The sequence below is a fragment of the Nocardioides pymetrozini genome, from assembly GCF_046058985.1.
Lineage (GTDB): Bacteria > Actinomycetota > Actinomycetes > Propionibacteriales > Nocardioidaceae > Nocardioides.
This window is the reverse complement of record NZ_CP175556.1, coordinates 1,810,970-1,829,496: the sequence shown is the minus strand read 5'-3', so window position 1 is coordinate 1,829,496 and position 18,527 is coordinate 1,810,970. Positions and strand designations below refer to the sequence as shown.

Annotated in this window: 15 protein-coding genes; 6 read left to right on the top strand and 9 right to left on the bottom strand. The window is 73.2% G+C overall.

Annotated features, from left to right (window positions below; translation table 11 throughout):
* The first annotated feature begins 14 nt into the window (after positions 1 to 14).
* Positions 15 to 734 carry a class I SAM-dependent methyltransferase gene (locus ACJ5H2_RS08925; RefSeq protein WP_408899215.1) on the top strand — a complete coding sequence of 240 codons (720 nt, stop codon included), beginning with the start codon at positions 15 to 17 and terminating at the stop codon, positions 732 to 734.
* Here ACJ5H2_RS08925 and ACJ5H2_RS08920 read toward each other — a convergent pair.
* The 7 genes from ACJ5H2_RS08920 to ACJ5H2_RS08890 all read right to left on the bottom strand — a co-directional run bounded on the left by ACJ5H2_RS08920 (position 731) and on the right by ACJ5H2_RS08890 (position 10,629).
* Positions 731 to 1,531, bottom strand: coding sequence for a class I SAM-dependent methyltransferase (locus ACJ5H2_RS08920; RefSeq protein ID WP_408899214.1), 801 nt, complete (start codon positions 1,529 to 1,531; stop codon positions 731 to 733). The genes ACJ5H2_RS08925 and ACJ5H2_RS08920 overlap by 4 nt on opposite strands.
* Positions 1,532 to 1,567: 36 nt before the next feature.
* The gene (locus ACJ5H2_RS08915) at positions 1,568 to 2,542 is read right to left on the bottom strand and encodes a DUF3068 domain-containing protein (RefSeq protein WP_408899213.1); all 975 of its coding nucleotides are present in this window, start codon (positions 2,540 to 2,542) and stop codon (positions 1,568 to 1,570) included.
* 14 nt (positions 2,543 to 2,556) lie between these two features.
* Positions 2,557 to 3,792: a glycosyltransferase family 4 protein gene (locus tag ACJ5H2_RS08910; RefSeq protein ID WP_408899212.1), complete on the bottom strand. Its 1,236-nt coding sequence runs from the start codon at positions 3,790 to 3,792 to the stop codon at positions 2,557 to 2,559.
* Positions 3,789 to 4,553 carry a glycosyltransferase gene (locus ACJ5H2_RS08905; protein WP_408899211.1) on the bottom strand — a complete coding sequence of 255 codons (765 nt, stop codon included), beginning with the start codon at positions 4,551 to 4,553 and terminating at the stop codon, positions 3,789 to 3,791. Before ACJ5H2_RS08905 ends, ACJ5H2_RS08910 begins: the two co-directional genes overlap by 4 nt.
* 118 nt (positions 4,554 to 4,671) lie before the next feature.
* Entirely contained in the window at positions 4,672 to 4,803 is a 132-nt protein-coding gene (locus ACJ5H2_RS08900; RefSeq protein ID WP_408899210.1) for a hypothetical protein, read from the bottom strand.
* Between the two features lie 34 nt (positions 4,804 to 4,837).
* Complete coding sequence (locus ACJ5H2_RS08895) at positions 4,838 to 6,526, bottom strand: hypothetical protein (protein ID WP_408899209.1); 1,689 nt, start codon at positions 6,524 to 6,526, stop codon at positions 4,838 to 4,840.
* Positions 6,523 to 10,629, bottom strand: coding sequence for an alpha-(1->3)-arabinofuranosyltransferase family protein (locus ACJ5H2_RS08890; RefSeq protein ID WP_408899208.1), 4,107 nt, complete (start codon positions 10,627 to 10,629; stop codon positions 6,523 to 6,525). Before ACJ5H2_RS08890 ends, ACJ5H2_RS08895 begins: the two co-directional genes overlap by 4 nt.
* 85 nt (positions 10,630 to 10,714) lie before the next feature.
* On the opposite strand from ACJ5H2_RS08890, the gene ACJ5H2_RS08885 reads away from it, so the two are divergent.
* A complete protein-coding gene (locus tag ACJ5H2_RS08885) occupies positions 10,715 to 11,971 on the top strand; it encodes a lipopolysaccharide biosynthesis protein (protein ID WP_408899207.1) in 1,257 nt (418 codons plus the stop codon).
* 129 nt (positions 11,972 to 12,100) lie between these two features.
* On the opposite strand, the gene polA is transcribed toward ACJ5H2_RS08885, so the two are convergent.
* The gene (polA, locus tag ACJ5H2_RS08880) at positions 12,101 to 14,797 is read right to left on the bottom strand and encodes a DNA polymerase I (RefSeq protein WP_408899206.1); all 2,697 of its coding nucleotides are present in this window, start codon (positions 14,795 to 14,797) and stop codon (positions 12,101 to 12,103) included.
* Positions 14,798 to 14,838: 41 nt separating this feature from the next.
* On the opposite strand from polA, the gene ACJ5H2_RS08875 reads away from it, so the two are divergent.
* Positions 14,839 to 15,261: a hotdog fold thioesterase gene (locus ACJ5H2_RS08875; protein ID WP_408899205.1), complete on the top strand. Its 423-nt coding sequence runs from the start codon at positions 14,839 to 14,841 to the stop codon at positions 15,259 to 15,261.
* Positions 15,262 to 15,276: 15 nt separating this feature from the next.
* Here the strand turns inward: ACJ5H2_RS08875 and ACJ5H2_RS08870 are convergent, their stop codons facing one another.
* Positions 15,277 to 15,855 carry an N-acetyltransferase family protein gene (locus ACJ5H2_RS08870; protein ID WP_408899204.1) on the bottom strand — a complete coding sequence of 193 codons (579 nt, stop codon included), beginning with the start codon at positions 15,853 to 15,855 and terminating at the stop codon, positions 15,277 to 15,279.
* A 202-nt stretch (positions 15,856 to 16,057) separates the two neighbouring features.
* On the opposite strand from ACJ5H2_RS08870, the gene ACJ5H2_RS08865 reads away from it, so the two are divergent.
* The 3 genes from ACJ5H2_RS08865 to ACJ5H2_RS08855 are packed head-to-tail and all read left to right on the top strand — an operon-like array spanning position 16,058 to position 18,443.
* Positions 16,058 to 16,849, top strand: coding sequence for an ABC transporter substrate-binding protein (locus ACJ5H2_RS08865; protein ID WP_408899203.1), 792 nt, complete (start codon positions 16,058 to 16,060; stop codon positions 16,847 to 16,849).
* A gap of 32 nt (positions 16,850 to 16,881) precedes the next feature.
* Positions 16,882 to 17,688, top strand: a complete 807-nt coding sequence (locus ACJ5H2_RS08860) for an amino acid ABC transporter permease (protein ID WP_408899202.1) — start codon at positions 16,882 to 16,884, stop codon at positions 17,686 to 17,688.
* Positions 17,685 to 18,443: an amino acid ABC transporter ATP-binding protein gene (locus tag ACJ5H2_RS08855; RefSeq protein ID WP_408899201.1), complete on the top strand. Its 759-nt coding sequence runs from the start codon at positions 17,685 to 17,687 to the stop codon at positions 18,441 to 18,443. Before ACJ5H2_RS08860 ends, ACJ5H2_RS08855 begins: the two co-directional genes overlap by 4 nt.
* Positions 18,444 to 18,527 lie beyond the last annotated feature (84 nt).

Here is an 18,527-nt window from a genome sequence, read left to right as displayed (position 1 = left end):
ACTAGGGTGGCGCCGTGGATGCGGAGGAGATCGCCAAGTCGGCCGCGCTCGAGCACCGGCACTGGTGGTACGCCGCCCGCCGCGCCCTCGTGCGACGTACGGTCCGCACGTGGCCGGCGGGCCGAGCGATCGACGTCGGCTGCGGCATGGGCGGGAACACCGCGGTCCTGCGTGAGCTGGGCTGGCAGGCCGTCGGCGTGGAGTACACCGACACGGGCGCCGGCATCGCCGCCGGCCGCGGGATCCCCGTGGTCCGGGGAGACGGCCGTCGGCTGCCGGTGGCGGACGCGTCGGTCGACCTCGTGATGTCCACCGATGCCTGGGAGCACATCGACGACGACGTGGCGGTCGCCCGGGAGACGGCGCGGGTGCTGCGCCCCGGGGGCAGGGTCCTGGTCGCCGTGCCCGCCGGCATGGCGCTGTGGAGCGGGCACGACGTCGCCCTCGGTCACGTCCGTCGCTACGAGCGGCAGCAGCTGGCCGACCTGGTGACGGGCGCGGGACTGGTGATCGACGACCTGTGGTCGTGGAACGTGCTGCTCCGGCCGGTGGTGCGCGCCCGGCGGCGGAGGAAGCACGCCGCCGAGAGCGAGATGGAGGAGGTCCACCCGGTCCTCAACGCAGGTCTGCGCGCCACGCTCGCCGTCGAGCGCGGCCTGCCGGTCCGCCGCCTTCCGGGGGTCAGCCTCGTCGTGGTGGCCCACCGCCCCGCAGAGGCCGGAGGGGGTGGCTAGAGGCGGTAGATCCTTGGCTCCAGCAGTGCTCCGTCGCCACGGCGCAGCTCGGGTCGGACGATGTCGTCGAACGCGACCGGCGTACGTCGGCGTGGCCTGCGCAGCGTGAGGACGGAGGTGAGCGCCCGCGCCACCAGTGCCTCCGCGCCGCGGGTGTGGTGTGCCTGGGCGTTCACGGTCCGCTCGACGAAGGCGGGGTCGTGCGTGCCCTCGGTGCGCACCGGCTGGGTCCCCGTCCAGCGCAGGGCGATGACGTTGTGGTGGTGCCGACTGTCGATCAGCCGCTTGACCGGCTGGGCCAGGTCCGTGCGCTGCAGGTACGCCTCGATCTCGGGATCGAAGCTGGGCGCCCGCTTGGCCTCCAGCACCAGGGTCGGCGGCTCGGTCGACCGGTCGAGGCGACACCACCACAGGTGGCTGGGGAAGTCGATGATCTTCGCCGCGGACGCCTCGGGCACCTCGATGTAGCCGGCGCGTGCCACGCGGGTCAGCTCGCCGACCACGGCGACGGGGTCGGTGACGTGCTCGAGCACATGTGAGCAGATGGCGTAGTCGAAGACCCCGTCGGCGAAGGGCATCGCGGCCGCGTCGGCGTCGAACAGCGGCCGGTCCACGCGCGTGCGTCCCGTACCGGACCGCTGTCCCGCGAACGCGTCGTCGGGATAGCGGTCCAGCAGCACGTCCGCGCGCCAGGAGGGCTTGTCACCGCTGCCGACGTCGAGGACCAGGCCGTCATCGGGGATCGGCAGCCCGATCCGGCTGTCGTAGAACGCCCGCAGCCGCTGCGTGATCTCCATGGTCCGTCCAACCTAGACGACAGGCCCTCCGATGGCTCAGACGCCGGCGAGCTCGTGGTCCCGGCGTCCGGCGCGGCGGTCACCGCCGCGCCCTGCGTGCCGACCGAGGAGCAGACCGCCGACGAGCAGGCCTGCGCCGAGCAGCACCAGCAGGGCCGGGAACATCAGCCGCATGCCGCCGAGCAGGGTGCTGTTGGACTTCGCGTCCGCCACGAGGTCGTCGACCTGGGCCTCGGTGTAGTGCACGGTGCCGGTGAAGGCGGGGACGCTGGTGCCGTCGTACCGCAGCTCCTGGACGCGGTCCTCGACCCGGTTGACGGGCGAGCCGGTCGCCGGCTCGACGTAGAAGGTCCGGGTCATCTCGTACCACATCTCGGCGTCGACGGAGGCCTCTGGCGAGCCGAAGACCGAGCCGGGCACCTCGCGGGTCTCGACCATGGTCGGCTCGACGTGCTGCACGAACTTGTAGACCGTCAGCCCGTCGATCTTCTCCTCGCCCTCGAACTTCGCGTCGACGGCCTTGCCGACGGTGCCGTCCCAGACCGGGTACGCCGTCTTCTGGGTGTCGAACGGGAACTTGTAGATCTGGCCCTTGCGCAGGGCCGGCTCGCGCTCGCCGGCCGCGACCTCGGTCCAGGAGTCGCAGGTCTTGCAGTCCACGGCCGCACCGCTGGTGCCGTCGAAGGGCGCGCGCTCACGGGACTGCTGGAAGACCGAGCCGTCGGCGCGGGTCACCGTGGTCGAGTTGACCCACACCACGACGCCGTCGGGGGTCTTGGCGCCGCTGTCGGCGATGGTGCGCGAGCTGATGTCGAGGTCCGTGGTCTCCGGCGCGAGCACCTGGGGGTCGGAGTTGAACACCTGCGCGTCCTCCGCCTCGAGCTTGGTGACGCCCTCGTAGTCGGGCGGGACGGTGGCGAGCACCGGGTAGGCGTAGAAGCGGACCAGGGCGGCCGCGACGATCAGGAAGACACCGAGTCCGACGGACACGGCGGCGAGCTTGCTGCGCATGGACGGAGAACCTCTCAGACGGCCACGCGAGCGTCGCGTGGGTGGTGACGGTCGGGCAGCGCGGAGACGCGCCCGAGGAGATGGATGGTCAGGTCGGCGGCGTGGAGGCGCATCTGCGACCAGTCGTACTTCGCCGCCCAGGCGCGGCACGCGTCCGCGCGCAACTGCCGGGCCCGCGGGTCGGCGGCCTCCGCGAGCGCGCCGGTGAGCGCGGCGGTGAGGCGCTCGACGACGTCGCTCGGCTGCTGGCTGTCAGGGACCAACCAGCCGCTCTCCCCCGGCCGGATGGAGTCGCGCAGGCCGGGGACGTCGCGGGCGACGGTCGGCACGCCGTGGGCGGCGGCGTCGATCACCGCCTGCCCCCAGCCCTCCGCGTCGGAGGCGCACACGTGGACGGAGGCACGCGCGAGGAGGGCGTCCTTGTCCGCCGTCGGCAGGAAGCCGTGGAAGGTGACCTGGTCGGCGAGGCCGAGGTCGGCGGCCAGGGCGACCAGCCGCTCCTGCTCGGGGCCGCGCCCGACGACGTCGACGCTCAGCCGGCGACCGGCCAGCTCGGCCCGCTCCTGGGCCCGACGAATCGCCGTCAGCGCGAGGTCGACCCGCTTGTGGGCCACGAGGCGGCCCAGCACGACGATCCGGTCCGGGTCCTTCGCCGCGGCGTCGACCTGCTGGGGGTCCGGCAGCTCGGCCCCGTTCTCCAGGATCCGGATGTCGCCGGTCCAGCCCAGCTGGTCGCGCATCTGGGCGACGGTGGAGGCCGACACGGCCGCCGTGACGTGGCGGCGGTAGACGCGACGCATCGCGACGCGCTCCATCCAGCGCCCGAAGGCGGCGACCGGCGCCGGGAAGTGCACGGCGAACTGGGCCTGGTGCACGTGGTGCACGACCAGCAGCGCCGGCGTGCCCCGCCGCAGGACGAGCGGGGAGAACGACGGGAGGCCGCAGGCCGGGTCGATGACCGCGTCGATGCGGCGCCGGTGCCGCAGCAGCCAGGCCAGCGCGAACAGGTAGAAGGTCAGCGGTCCACCGCCACGACGTACGGCGATGCCGTCCCGGTCCTCGCGTGCGGCCTGCCCGCCGTCCCTCCCGCGCTCGCGGGCCGTGACGAAGTGGACCTGCGCGCCGGCCTCGGCCAGCGCCCGCGCGAACTGCCAGGCGTAGATCTCGGCGCCGCCGGCGAGCGAGTGGTCCAGGTCGCGCCAGTTCACGACGACGACGCGGGCGCCGGTCAGCGGCTCGGGGGCCCTCATCCGCGGCTTCCGGCCAGCGCCACCGCGGGCACGGAGACCGGCGCGGGGCGCTCGAGCGCGCGGCAGCGCCACGCGATGCGCGCCAGCTCGGCGAAGGACGCGGCGCCGTGGCGGGACGGGACGAACGTCGATCCGGGCACGTCGGTCCAGGTCACGGGGATCTCCTGGATGTCGGCTCCGGCGGCGCGCAGGCGCACGAGGAGCTCGACGTCGAACGAGAAGCCGGCGGTCTCCAGCTGCCGGGCCGCCTGACGGGCCAGGGGGCCGCGCAGGAGCTTGAACCCGCACTGGGTGTCGGCGATGCCGGGCACCAGCCGTCCGGCCAGGCTGCGGTAGGCCGCGGCTCCCACCGACCGGGTGCGACAGTGCCGCGCCTCGGTGCGGCTCCCGGCGACGGCACGCGAGCCGATCACGACGTCGGCGCCCAGCAGCAGGCGCCGCCAGGCCTCCTCGATCGCCTCGAGTCCGGTGGCGCCGTCGGCGTCCATGAAGCACACCAGATCCGCGTCGGTGGCGAGCAGGCCGGCGCGCACGGCGGCGCCCTTGCCGCGACGGGCGCAGCGCACCACCCGCACGGGCAGCGCGGCCGAGTCGGCCGCGCGCGCGACCTCGGCGGTGCGGTCGGAGCTCGCGTTGTCGACGACGAGCACCTCCACGCGCCCGAGCACCCCGCGGTGCGCCGTCACGTGACGGCGCAGCTCCCGCAGCGTGCGCGGCAGCCGGCGCTCTTCGTTGTACGCCGGAATGACGATCTGCAGCATCGGACCCTCCCAAGCCGTCTGCTCGACCCGCCTCCCTGCGGGGGCGGGCATACGACGAGCCGTTCCGCCGGGGACGAGCCGTCAGCAACGGCGTCCGCGGGGCGCGGCGAAGGGCGACCTACTGGTCGGCGTAGCTGTAGAGCTTCTCGTTGCTGACGGTCTTGTGCTCACCCTGCGCGGCGTTGACGCCGGCGACGAGGACGGCGGTCGAGGCGAGGGCCCCGACGACGGTGGCGATGATCGTGTTCATGCGACGGTCCCCTCCCAAAGACCGGCACAGAGCATCACTCCCCATGACTCTCATGACTGTGATGCCCGTTACTCCCAGACCGGAGTATCCATGCGGCACCGGTCAAAAGCAAAAGAATCGCGGAAGTATGGCCGATCGACACCAGGGCCTGGCGCGATCGGTCGGTTTCCGCCCGGGCCTCGGCCACCGGACCGTCGGCCGCGAGGTCCACGAGAAGGAGCCCGCCGTCGTCGTACGCCACCCGGCCGGTGGGCACCTCGGGTCGGCCCATCCCGCGCTCGACCAGGACCCAGCGCACCCCGAGTGCCCGCAGGGCGCCCGCGGGCTCGGGGTCGGCCAGGGCCAGGGTGGCCGCGACCACCCGCGGGTCCTCGGGCGGGACGACCTGGTCGGCCAGCAGTACCCGGTCGTCGACGAGCACCTCGCCGGGCAGCAGCCGTGGCGCGGGGTCGAGGACCGCGCGACGGTGGTTCCAGGCCCAGCCGCGGTAGGAGCCGGCCCACGGCAGCACGACCGTGGTGTCGTCGTCGCCGACGAGCGCGGCGACGTCCTTCCACGCCTGCGGGTACGACGACCGCTCCAGCTCCCCCAGGCCGCCCCAGGCGAGGCTCGGAAGCAGCAGCAGCGGCGCCGCGACGACCAGGGCGACCGCGCTCCACAGGGCGCCCGTCCCCGGACCGATGCGCGCGCGCAGCGCGGCGACGCCGTGCGCGGCCCCGACGGCCAGCACCAGTCCGAGCGGGGCGAGGAAGCGGTGCGAGTCGCGCAACAGCGCGAGCCCGGGCACCGGCCCGGCCAGCTGCTCGAGCAGGTCGGCGCCGGCGGGCACGGCCGGGACCAGGGCGACGAGCACGGCGCCCGCGCCCAGCAGACCCCACCGCCAGCGGTCCGGCCCGCTGCGCGTCAGGCCGCCCAGCGCCCCGAGGCTCAGGAGGCACGAGAGCAGCACGATGACGGCGCTGGTGCGCTCCTCCGGGACGATCGAGGTCTTCCAGATCCCGCCGAGCGAGAGGACGCTGGCCGCCGTACCGGCAGCGGACTCCGCGCGCGCTGCGAAGCCCTCGAAGACGCCGTCGGTCGTCACGCTCGCGGTGCGCGCGGTGAGCGCCGGGACCGCCCAGGTCAGGTTCGCCGCGACGGCCAGCACAGCCGCGCGCCACCAGACCCGGGCGTCCGTCCCGAGGGCGAGCACGGCGAGGACGCCGACGGCCATCACCCCGCTCGACGGGCTGCAGACGGCCGCGAGGACCAGCGTGACGGCCGCCGGGCCCCAGTCCCGCGGGTCGGCCCGCAGCCGCAGCCCCGCACGCGCGACCCAGGGCAGGAGGAGGTAGCCCACCAGGATGGCCCACTGGCCGATGAGCAGTCGCTCGGCGACCCAGGGATTCCAGCAGAACAGCGTGATCGCGGCCGCGCGGGCGTACCACGCCTGCGTCCGCACGAGGCGGGCCACGCCGAGCCCGCCGGCCAGGAAGCCCCCGACCAGCAGCAGGCGCTGGACGACGCTGCCCGGAACGACGTGGGTGGCGAGGGAGACGAGGGCGTCCATGGGGACCGCACGCGGCAGCGCCCCGTCGAGGCCGAGCCAGGAGCTCTTCCACGGCTGGCGGTGCACGAAGACCATGTCACCGAACAGCCAGTATCCGCCGCCGGCGAGGAGGGGCCCGAGCACCAGCGCGGTGACCGCGGTGGTCACGGCGACGTCGGGGCCGGGCCGCCTCACCGCGGCTCCGGGGTGGACCGCCGTACGGCGAGCGCGGCCGCCAGCCCCAGCGCGATCGCCGCGCCAGTCACCAGGTCGACCGGCCGGGCGGGCAGCGCGGGCCCGTCGGCCAGGGCCCGCGTCAGGGCCAGCAGCGCGCCGACGAGCAGGGCCGCGACGATCGCCTGGACCACCCGAGGCCACCGTGACAGCACGACCCCGAGCGCTCCGGCGACGGCGACCACCGGCCCGCCCACGGCGCCGGCGACGAGAGCGGCGACCACCAGCGCCACCGCCAGGCGCCGCCGCGACATCGGTACGTCGAGCGGGGCGGGCTCGGCCGGCGCCTCCGGGCTCGGGGCGCCACCGGGGCGCCCGCGCAGGCGCCGCAGCGCACCGGCGAGCAGGATGCCGAGCGCGGCGAGCAGCACCGCGCCGAGCAGGCCGAGTCCCGCCACCAGGGCGACGAGGTAGCCCCGCTGCGGGGCGAAGGTCAGCTCGACCTCGCCGGCGGCGTCGGCCGGGAGCAGCCAGCCCTGGGCCCAGCCGTCGACCGTGATCCGCTCGAGCTCGCGGCCGTCGACCGTGGCCACCCAGCCGGCGTTCACGTTGTGGGGCGAGGACAGCAGCGCCGACTCCCCCGCGCCGACCTCGAGCCGCACGCGGGTGTCCGACGCCGACAGCAGCCGGACGCTGCGCGAGCGGGCCGGGCCTCGCTCCGGCTCGGCGCCGCCGTCGACGGAGTCGAGGGTGAGGTTGACCGGCTGGAACTGCTCGGTGGAGCGCAGCTCGACCCGGTGCTCTCCGGGGCTCAGCCGCAGTGGTCCGGTGCCGTCGCAGGGCTCGAGGGCGAGCTGGCCGGCTGCCACGACGTCGCCGAGGAGCCCGTCGACCCGCGTGTCGACGGTCCGGCCGTCGACGACCAGCTGCGGCCCGAGACCGCACACGGCACCCGTCGCGCCTGCGCCGTCGAGCGGCATCCGGGCCCGCCCACCGACCAGCCGGAGCTCGCCGATCCCCAGCGGGGTGCCCTCGATGCGGCCCGCCGTACGGCCGAAGGTGACGGTGAGCCGGCGCGCTCGGAGGGGCTCGAAGGCGCCGTAGCCGGTGAGGTCGACCTCCCGGAGCTGCTCACCGGAGGCGGTCTCGGCCCGGATCACCGCGTGGTCGGGGCGCACGGCGACGCCGGCGGGCGGGGTCACGACGAGGCGCCGCAGCGTGCGCTCGCGGCCCAGGTCCACCGTGAGCATCGGCTCCTCGTCGCGGGGGTCCGCCACCCACGAGGTGGCGGCGTTCCCGTCGTGGGCCATGCGGGGCGAGACCGCGGGGTCGACAGCGAGCCACGACGAGCCGGTCATCGTCGCCCCCGCGAGGGGCTGCAGCAGGGTTGCCGTGGCGGGCCGGCTGCGGCCGACGACGAGGCCGCGGACGCGGAACCGGCCCCCCGTGCCGAGGGTGAAGGTGCGGTCGATGCCGGTGGCCTCCTCGGCCGCCCGGGCGCGATAGCGCCCGCAGTCCGGGCCGAGCAGGGTCAGCACGCAGGCGCGCGCCTCGGGCGCCGCCGAGAGGATCAGGTCGGGTGGTCCGTCGGTCGACGCCTCCGGCAGCACCAGGGTGCGCCGCGGGGTGACCCCGTCGATCTGCAGCTCCGCCACGCCCACCGGCGACTGCTCGGACGCGGCCTCGAGGACCTCGACCCGCACGCGGTCGGCGCGGACGTCCAGCCGCACCGCGCCGGCGCCGGTGAAGGGGTCCGCCCGCAGCACGCGGCTCTCGCCGCCGGCGGAGACCCGCCACCGCGCCACGCGGTCCACCCCCTCGTCGCCCGGCTGGGACAGGCGCACGGTGCCCACGCTGCGCTCACGACCGAGGTCCACCTCGAGCCACTGGTCCTCGGCGTCGACATACGGGCTGGGTCGCCAGTACGTCGACGGGTCCCCGTCGAGCGCGGACCACGGAGCGTTCTCCGGGTGCACGGCGCCGAGCGAGCTGGTCCAGGCGCGCGACGACGACGCGTCGACGCCCGCGACGCCCTCGTAGCGCGCCGCCACGGGCTCGGCGCCGGCGGCGCCGGGATAGTTCGGGACCACCCGGTCGCCGTGGTACGGCTCCCCCGGCGCCATCACGTTGCTCTCGGCGTCCTGGATCCGCCCGAACGCGCGCTCCCGCAGCCGGTAGCCGTCCCCGACCACCTGGGCGGCACGCTCCCAGCCGGGCTCGCCGGCGAGCACCATCGCCTGGGCGGGTCCGACCAGCCCGCTGCCGACCGCCGCGACGGCGGCCTCGACGGAGCCGGCGACCGTCACCGTGTCGGCGACGTCGCGCACGTCGTACCCGCCGGTGCCGACCTGGGCACCGATCGCCGGCTCGACCTCGAAGACCTCGATGGCCGGCCCGAAGTCCAGCCGGCCGAAGGTCGCGACCGAGTGCAGGCCGGGCGAGCGTCCGAGCGCGACGCCGACCAGGCTGGCCGACGTGGCCTGGGAGACATCCGGGTCCAGGTCGTGGCGCACCAGGACCGTGTCGATGCCGATCCGGTTGAGCAGGTGACGCAGGTACGGCGACCCGGATCCCGTCTCCAGGTAGGTCTCCATGGCGGAGAACAGCCGGATCGTCGCGGGCGGCGTGAGCGGGACCTGGGAGCGGGTGATCCACGGGCTCCGGGCCACGGCCTCCATCGGCTCCTCCATGGTCCAGCCCCACTGCTGGATCCCGAAGCCGGAACCGGGGATGACCCAGGTGGCACCGGCTCCCTCGGTCGCCTCCGAGCGCTCCTCGAGGAAGGTCGCCGCCTCCCACCAGTACGACGGCAGCTCCTTCCACCCCGGCGTGCGGGTGTCGGCGGTCGCGATCGGCTGGACCATCGCCAGCAGGCCGCCGGCGAGGGCCACGGCGAGGCCGCCGGCCGCCAGGCGCCGGACGCGGGGGCGCCACCGGCTCCGCGCGGGCTCCGCGGCACGGCGGCGACTCAGGGCGCGGAGCAGGTCGTCCACGAGGACACCGAGGCCGACGGCGATCGGCACACGCAGCACGGGGTCGGCCTTCGGCACGTTGCGCAAGGGAGCGAGCGGACCGTCGAGAAGGTCGCGCAGGGCCTGGCTGAACGGCCCGTCGAGTGGTCCGGTGTGGGCGATCACCTGGCAGGTGAGGCCGAACCCGGCCGCGAGCAGCAGCGGCGTGCGCCAGGCGCTGCGCATGCGCAGCAGCCCGACGAGACCCGCGACCGCGACGATCCCGGTCCCCAGCACCAGCCACGGCTCGTAGCCCAGGTCGTAGCCCGCCGGCCACCAGCGGTCGCCGCCGACGGAGATGAAGCCGACCCAGTTGCTGGCCCCCCGCAGGACGGAGGCGAAGCCGGAGCTCGAGGTGGTCGCGCGGGCGTCCTCGACGAAGTCGTAGAAGGGCGGGCTGTAGGCCCCGAGCCGCAGCAGGGACAGGATCCACCAGGCGCTGACGGCACCGACGAGGGCGAGCCAGCCGACGCCGAAGCGCCAGCTGAGCCGGCGGCGCAGCACGGCCCAGACCACCACGATCGCCAGCAGTGCGGCAGGCGCCGCCGTGGCGGTGCCGTTGACGCCCCCGGAGCACGCGAAGGCCGCCGCCGAGAGGACGGCGGCGTTCCGCGGCCGCATCCTCCCCTGGGCGGCGAGCACCAGCGGGAGAGCCGCCCACGGAAGTACCGCTCCGGGAAGGATCTCGGCGCTCCGGGTGCCGATCTCGGTGACATGGCGCGGGGTCAGCCCGTAGGCCAGGCCGGCGACCGCTGCCGCGACCGGACCGACGCCGAGGGCCACCGCCAGGCGGCGGAGCCCTTCGCACGCCACCAGCAGCACCAGCACCGACCAGAGCCGCTGCGCCACCCAGCCGGGCGTGCCGAGCAGCTCGGCGAGCCAGAAGAAGGAGCCCTGCGGGAAGAGGTAGCCGTACGCCTGGTTCTGCAGCTCCCCCAGGGAGACGTCCGGGTTCCACAGGTGGAGGGTGCCCGCGAGATGGGGGCCGGGGACCTCGGTCAGCTCGAAGCGGGTGTCGCTGGTCGAGCGTCCCCACTTCTCGGCGAACACCATCACCGACAGCGCGGCGTACAGGGTCACCAGCAGGACCCGACCGCGCCGATCCTCCCGCATGCTGCCTCCCTCTCCGCGGGGGTCACTGTATGCGGAGGCACCCTCGGCTGACCGGATCGGTGGAGCGACCCCCTAACCTGCTCTGGTGACGACGACCCCTCACGCCGCGGGCTCCCGCCTCGCCCGGCTGCTGCGCAGCAGCGCCGGCATCGCGATCGCGATGGCCGTCATGAACGTCGGCACCTACGGCTTCCAGATCGTCTCCGCGCGCCTCCTGGGCCCGGGCCAGTACGGCGCCCTCGCCGGCGTGATGGCCCTGCTGATGGTGCTGTCGGTGCTGCAGCTGGGTCTCCAGGCGACCTCGGCCCGCCGGATCGCGGCGGACCCCGAGCACGTCGCCGCGGTCGAGGCGGCCGTGCTCCGGACCGGCTGGCGCGCGGCCTTCGTGCTGGGCGCGGTCGCGGTCCTCGCCGCACCGCTGGTCACCGAGCTCCTGCGACTCGACGGCCTGCTGCCCGCCCTGCTGCTCGGCCTCAGCGCGGTCCCGGCGACCGTCATGGGCGCCCAGGCCGGGGTGCTCCAGGGTGAGCGGCGCTGGCTCCCGCTCAGCCTGGTGTACCTCGCGGTCGGCGTGCCTCGGGTGGTCCTCGGGCTGGTCTTCCTGTTGGTCTCGAGCACCGAGACCAGCGCGATGCTGGCGGTGTTCCTCTCCTCGTGGGTGCCCGTCGCCGTGGCCGCGTGGGCGCTGGGCCGGCACCCGCGTCCTGCCAGCCGGGTCAGCGAGTCGGAGATCCGACGCGACGTGCTGCGGGAGACCGTCGGCAGCTCGATCGCGCTGCTCGCCTTCTTCGCGCTGTCCAACCTCGACGTCGTGGTGGCCCGCAGCGTGCTCGACTCCCACGACGCCGGTCTCTACGCCGGTGGGCTGATCGTGACGAAGGCGGTGCTCTTCCTGCCCCAGTTCGCCGTCGTCGTCCTGTTCCCGTCGATGTCGGAGGGCTCCGAGAGCCGCGCCGCGCTCGCGCGGGGACTGGCCTTCCTGACCACCCTCGGGGCCGCCGGCGTCGTGGCGACCTATCTGCTCTCCGACCTCGCTCTGGTCTTCATCGGCGGGGACGACTATGCCGAGGTGCGCGACCGCCTGTGGATGTTCGCGGTCCTGGGCGCGCTGCTCTCCCTGCTCCAGCTGCTCGTGTACGCCGGTCTGGCCGCGCGCGGCGTCGCGACCAAGTACCTCGTCGGCGTCGGAGTCGTGGCGCTCGTCGGCGCCGGCGCGCTCGCCTCGAGCGTCACCGAGCTGGCCGCCACCGTCGCGGTGGTCGACCTCGCCGTACTGCTCGTTCTCATCGTCCTGCAGGTGGTTCGCCACCGTCGGGACGACGACGCCGCGAAGGCGGTCTGACGCGCTGGCCGGTTCGCCGGCCGCTGGCCCAGCGGTGCTGTAACTAGCTGTTCGTGCTGCTACCTGACCCGCAGACGGGTCAGCTTGTGACGCGAACAGGTAGTTACAGCACCCCCGCGTGCCATCCGACTAGTGCGCGGCGGCGTGCCAGGAGCGGCCGGTGCCGACGGAGACGTCGAGCGGCACCGTCAGGTCGGCGGCGCCCGCCATCTGCTCGCGCACGAGCGTGTCGAGCGCGTCCCGCTCGCCGTCGGCGACCTCGAACACGAGCTCGTCGTGGACCTGGAGCAGCATCCGCGAGCGCAGGCCCGAGGAGCGCAGGGCCGCGTCGGTGCGCAGCATGGCCACCTTGATGAGGTCGGCGGCCGAGCCCTGGATGGGGGCGTTGAGGGCCATCCGCTCGGCGCTCTCGCGACGCATCCGGTTGTCGCTGGTGAGATCGGGCAGGTAGCGCCGCCGGCCCATGATGGTCTCGGTGAAGCCGCTGCGCCGGGCCTCGTCGACCACGCCGGTGAGGTAGTCGCGGATCCCGCCGAAGGTCTCGAAGTACTCCGTCATCAGGCCGGCGGCCTCGCCCGGCTCGATCCCCAGCTGCTGGGACAGGCCGAAGGCGGACAGGCCGTAGGCGAGGCCGTAGTTCATCGCCTTGATCTTGGCCCGCATCTCCTGGGTGACGTCGTCGGGCGCGACGTCGAAGACCCGCGAGGCGGTCTCGGCGTGGAAGTCCCGCCCGGTGCGGAACGCCTCGATGAGAGCCTCGTCCTCGGAGAGGTGCGCCATGATCCGCATCTCGATCTGGCTGTAGTCGGCGGTCATCAGGCACTCGTAGCCACTGCCGACGACGAAGCTCTCCCGGATCCGGCGGCCCTCCTCGGTGCGCACCGGGATGTTCTGCAGGTTGGGCTCGGTGCTGGAGAGCCGGCCGGTCGCCGCGATCGTCTGGTGGAAGGTGGTGTGGATCCGCCCGTCGGGCTGGACCGTCTTCAGCAGGCCCTCGATCGTCTGCCGCAGCCGGATCACCTCGCGGTGACGCAGCAGGTGCAGCAGGAAGGGGTGGGGGTTGCTGGCGGCCAGCTTCTGCAGCGCGTCGGCATCGGTGGTGTAGCCGGTCTTCGTGCGCTTGGTCTTCGGCATCCCGAGCTCGTCGAACAAGATCACCTGCAGCTGCTTGGGCGAGCCGAGGTTGATCTCCTTGCCGATCACGGCGTACGCCGCCTCGGCCTCGGCCCGGACCTCGTCGCCGAAGTGGGCCTCCAGGCCCTCGAGATGGTCGATGTCGACGGCGATGCCGGTCTGCTCCATGCCGGCGAGGACGCCGACGAGCGGCATCTCGACCTCGGTGAGCAGGCCGCGCCCGCCCGCCTTCTCGACCTGGTCGGCCAGCTCGGCGGACAGGTCGAGCGCCGCGCGCGCCTGGACCATGGACGCCTTGGCGAGGTTGGCGTCCTCGTCGAAGAGCATCCCCTGGTCGTCGTCCTCGGCGACGGTCAGCTCGCGGTGCAGATAGCGCAGGGAGAGGTCGGCGAGGTCGTAGGAGCGCTGGTCCGGGGCGACGAGGTACGCGGCCAGGGCGGTGTCCTCGACGACGCCGGCGAGCGTCCACCCCTGGGCGGCGAGGGCGTGCAACGGGCCCTTGGCGTCGTGGAGCACCTTCGGGCGGGTGGTGTCGGAGAGCCAGGCCGCCACGGCGGCGTCGTCGGCCGGGCTCATCGTCTCCACGTCGACGTACGCGGCGCGGCCGTCGGCCAGGGCGAGCCCGAGCCCGGCCACGCGGCCGGTGCCGCTGCCCCAGGTGCCGCGCACCGACAGTCCCACGGTCGCCTCGCCGATCTGGTCCAGCCAGGCGGCCACCGCGTCCGCGCCGAGAGTCGTCCCGTCCAGCTCCACGCCCGCCGCGACCGGGGTGTCCTCCCCGGGGGCCACGACGTCGAGGATGCGGGTGCGCAGCTCGCCGCGGAACTCCAGCTCGTCGAGCAGCTCCAGGGCCGCGGAGCGGTCCCACTCCCCCAGCACCAGGTCGTCGATGGAGACACCGAGGTCGAGGTCGCACACGAGCGCGTTGAGGCGGCGGTTGCGGATCACGTCGCCGAGATGGGCACGGAACGCCTCGCCCTTCTTCCCGGTGATCTTGTCGGCCTGCGCGATGACGTTGTCGAGGCCGTCGTAGGTGTTGATCCACTTGGCGGCGAAGCCGGCGCCCACGCCCGGGACGCCCGGCAGGTTGTCGGACACCTCGCCCACGATGGCGGCCAGCTCGGGATAGCGGTGCGGCGGGACGCCGTACTTCTCCTCCACGGCGGCGGGGGTCATCCGGGCCAGGTCGGAGACGCCGCGCATGGGGTAGAGGACCGTCGACCGTTCGGTGACCAGCTGGAGGGAGTCGCGGTCGCCGGTGAGGATCAGCACCTCCAGGCCGCTCGTCTCGTCGGCGAGAGCCTGCGTGACGAGGGTGGCGATGATGTCGTCGGCCTCGTAGCCGGGGACCTTGAGGAAGGGGATCGCGAAGGAGGTCAGCATCCGCTCGATCAGCGGCAGCTGGCTGCTGAACTCGCCGGGCGTCTTGTTGCGCTTGGCCTTGTAGTCGGCGTACTCCTCGGTGCGGAAGGTCTGCCGCGAGACGTCGAAGGCGACCGCCACGTGCGTCGGCTGCTCGTCGCGCAGCACGTTGACGAGCATGGAGGTGAAGCCGTACACCGCGTTGGTGTTCTGGCCCGTCGCGGTCGAGAAGTTCTCGACCGGGAGGGCGAAGAAGGCGCGGTAGGCCAGCGAGTGGCCATCGAGGAGCAACAGGCGGGGGCGCACGGAACCAGACGAGGACTCGGACACCCGGCGACTCTACCGAGGCCCTCCGACTAGCCTTCACGTCCATGACGAGCATCGACGAGATCGCCGACCTCATGCGCTCCAACATGGGCGCACTCAACGAGCGGATGGGCATCGAGCTCGTCGAGGTCACCGCCGACCGGGTCGTCGCCACGATGCCGGTGGAGGGCAACACCCAGCCCTACGGCCTGCTCCACGGCGGCGCCTCGGTGGTGCTCGCGGAGACCCTCGGCTCGGTCGCTGCGGCCATCCACGCCGGGCCCGACCGCTTCGCCGTCGGCACCGACATCAACGCCACCCACCACCGGTCCGCGACCTCCGGGGTGGTCACCGGCGTCGCGACGCCGCTGCACCGCGGCCGCACGATGGCGAGCTTCGAGATCGTCGTCAGCGACGACCAGGGACGCCGCGTGTGCACCTCGCGCATCACCTGCGCGCTGCTGGAGCGCGACCCCGCGCGGACGTAGCGCGGGGCGCTCCGGTCACTCCGGGAGGGCGAGCCGCTCGGCGCGCGCCCGGCGCAGCGAGCGGCGGGCGGCCAGGACCCGGCTGCGGCCGCCGTCCCCACCGAGGGGCTGGCGCTGCGGCGACACCCGGCTGCGCAGCAGCGCCGTCGGTGCGATCCGGTACATCACGACCGGCGCCAGGCCCAGGCGGGCCATGAAGCGGTTGGACTCGCGCGAGGAGTGCGGGACGGCGGTGACGACGTGGAGGATGCCGTTCTCCTCGGCGAAGGCGGTCGCCGCCTCCATCAGCGCGTGACCGACGCCGTGCCGCCGGGAGTGGTCGAAGACCCGGGGATGGATCGACTGCACGCAGGGCTCGAGGTTGAGCGGCGAGAGCGTGGTGATCCGCAGGTAGACCGCGCCGGCCACCTGGCCGTCGTACTCCACGACGACGAGGCGCTGCTCGGGAGAGGCGGCGGCGCCCTTGACGATGAGCTCGAGGTCGGCGACCTGCTCGGCGCGGTCGGCCCGGCGCACGGCGTCGCTCCACAGATCAGCGAGCACCGCCGCGTCGTCGCGCGTGGCCACACGCGTCGTCAACGAGTACCGACTCATCCGACCCCTTCCTCCTCCACCCCAGGAAACGGCGACCGCACGGTCCCGAACGGTCCGGCAGCAGAGACTACGCCCCTGCTGCCGGGCCTGGAAGCCGAACCAGCGCATGCGATTTTTCGGCAAGCCCTTGATCTCGGATCCGAGAAGTGTGTGCTGCGCCACCTGTCGCGGCCCTCGGAGGCAGGGGCCTAGAGTTCGGGCTATGCAGAAGTCGCGTCTCTCCGCCCTCGCCCTCACCGCCCTCGCCACGTTCGCGCTCAGCGCGTGCGGCTCGGACGACGGCGGCACGTCCGCGAGCGGCGCCGACCTGGTCAAGAAGGACACCCTCACGGTGTGCTCCGATGTGCCGTACCCGCCGTTCGAGGACTTCGACAAGACCAGCGAGACAGGCTTCAAGGGCTACGACATCGACATCGTCTCCGAGATCGCGGAGCGGCTCGATCTGGAGCTGGAGGTCAAGGACTCCTCCTTCGACGCCCTCCAGAGCGGCCAGGCGCTCAACGCCGGCCAGTGCGACCTCGCGGCGTCCGCGATGACCATCACCGAGGACCGCAAGAAGAACCTCGACTTCTCCGACGGCTACTACGACTCGAAGCAGTCGCTGCTGGTCCCCGCCGACAGCAAGATCGCCTCGATCGACGATCTCGACGGGGTCAAGGTCGGCGTCCAGCAGGGCACCACCGGCAAGACCTACACCGAGGAGAACGCCACGGGCGCCGAGGTCGTCACTTTCCCGAGTGACGCCGAGATGTTCCAGGCCATCAAGGCCGGCCAGGTCGAGGCCCTGCTGCAGGACCTGCCGGTCAACCTCGACCACACCACGGACGGCACGTTCAAGGTCGTCGAGACCTACGAGACCGACGAGCAGTACGGCTTCGCCATCAAGAAGGGCAACGAGCAGCTCGTCGAGGACGTCAACGGGGCTCTCGAGGAGATGCGCGGCGACGGCACCTACGACGAGATCTACAACTCCTACTTCTCGACCGAGAACTGATCCGCGCACCCGGTCGAGAAGGGGACAGTGGAGTGAGCCGTAGGGAGCGCGCCCTCCTGGTCCAGGGCGTCCTGTACGCCGTGCTGGTGGCGGCGGTCGTCGTCGTGGCGCTCGTGGCCGACTGGGCCGTCATCAAGGAGAACTTCTGGAACGGCGCCGGCATCAGCTGGGCCGATGGCAACTGGGGCGACCTGATCGCCATCGGCATGGTGAACACGGTGAAGTACACCGCGATCGCCTTCGCCGGCGGCCTCGCGCTGGGACTCGTACTCGCGCTGATGAGGCTCTCGCCGGTGGCGCCGTACCGGTGGATGGCCACGGCCTACATCGAGTTCTTCCGCGGCCTGCCCGCGCTGGTCGTCATGATGTTCATGGGCTTCGGCCTGCCGATCGCCTTCCAGTGGACGCCACCCGGGGGCACCGTCGGCGCGGGGCTGATCGGCCTCATCCTGGTCGCCGGGGCCTACATGGCCGAGACCCTGCGCGCCGGCATCCAGGCGGTGCCCAAGGGGCAGACCGAGGCGGCCCGGTCGCTGGGCATGCGCCCCGGCGCGACGACCGTCAAGGTCGTCCTGCCCCAGGCGTTCCGCATCGTCATCCCGCCGCTCACCAACGAGTTCGTGCTGCTGATCAAGGACACCGCACTGCTGTTCCTGCTCGGGGCCGCGGCCAGCCAGCGCGAGCTCACCTCGGTCGCTCGGGACTTCCTGACGAGCGGACCCTCCGCCGGGACGGCCACCAGCCTGATCCAGGCCGCACTGCTGTACCTGATCATCACGCTGCCGCTCACCCAGCTCGTCGCCTGGCTCGAGCGTCGCCAGAGGAAGGCGGTCCGATGACCGAGCAGCCCCAGCCCGACCCGGGCGCCCCGGCCATCCAGGTGCGCGGCCTGCACAAGCACTACGGCCGTCACGAGGTCCTCAAGGGCATCGACTTCCACGTCGACGCCGGTCAGGTCGTCTGCGTCATCGGCCCGTCGGGGTCCGGCAAGTCGACCCTGCTGCGCTGCGTCAACCGCCTCGAGGAGCCCACCTCCGGGCAGATCCTCATCGAGGGCATCGACATCTGCGACCGCAAGGTCGACCTGGACGACGTGCGCTCGCGGATCGGCATGGTGTTCCAGCAGTTCAACCTGTTCCCGCACCTGTCGGTCCTCAAGAACCTCACCCTGGCCCAGCGCAACGTGCGCCGGCGCAGCAAGGAGGAGGCGGTCGAGATCGCTCGGCAGAACCTCGCCAAGGTGGGCCTCTCGGAGAAGGAGTCGGCCTATCCCGCACACCTCTCCGGTGGCCAGCAGCAGCGCGTGGCGATCGCCCGGGCCCTGTCGATGAACCCCGACATGATGCTCTTCGACGAGCCCACCAGCGCGCTCGACCCCGAGCTGGTCGGCGACGTCCTCGCCGTGATGAAGGACCTGGCCCAGGAGGGCATGACGATGATGGTCGTCACCCACGAGATGGGCTTCGCGCGCGAGGTCGGCGACAAGCTCGTCTTCATGGACGGCGGCGTCGTCGTCGAGGAGGGCCTGCCGGTCGACGTACTGTCGAACCCGCAGCACGAGCGCACCCAGTCGTTCCTGTCCAAGGTCCTCTGACCTGGACCACGACGCCACCGCGACAGCACCGCGACAGCACCGCGTACGACGAAGGCCCCGGGCGCACGCCCGGGGCCTTCGTCG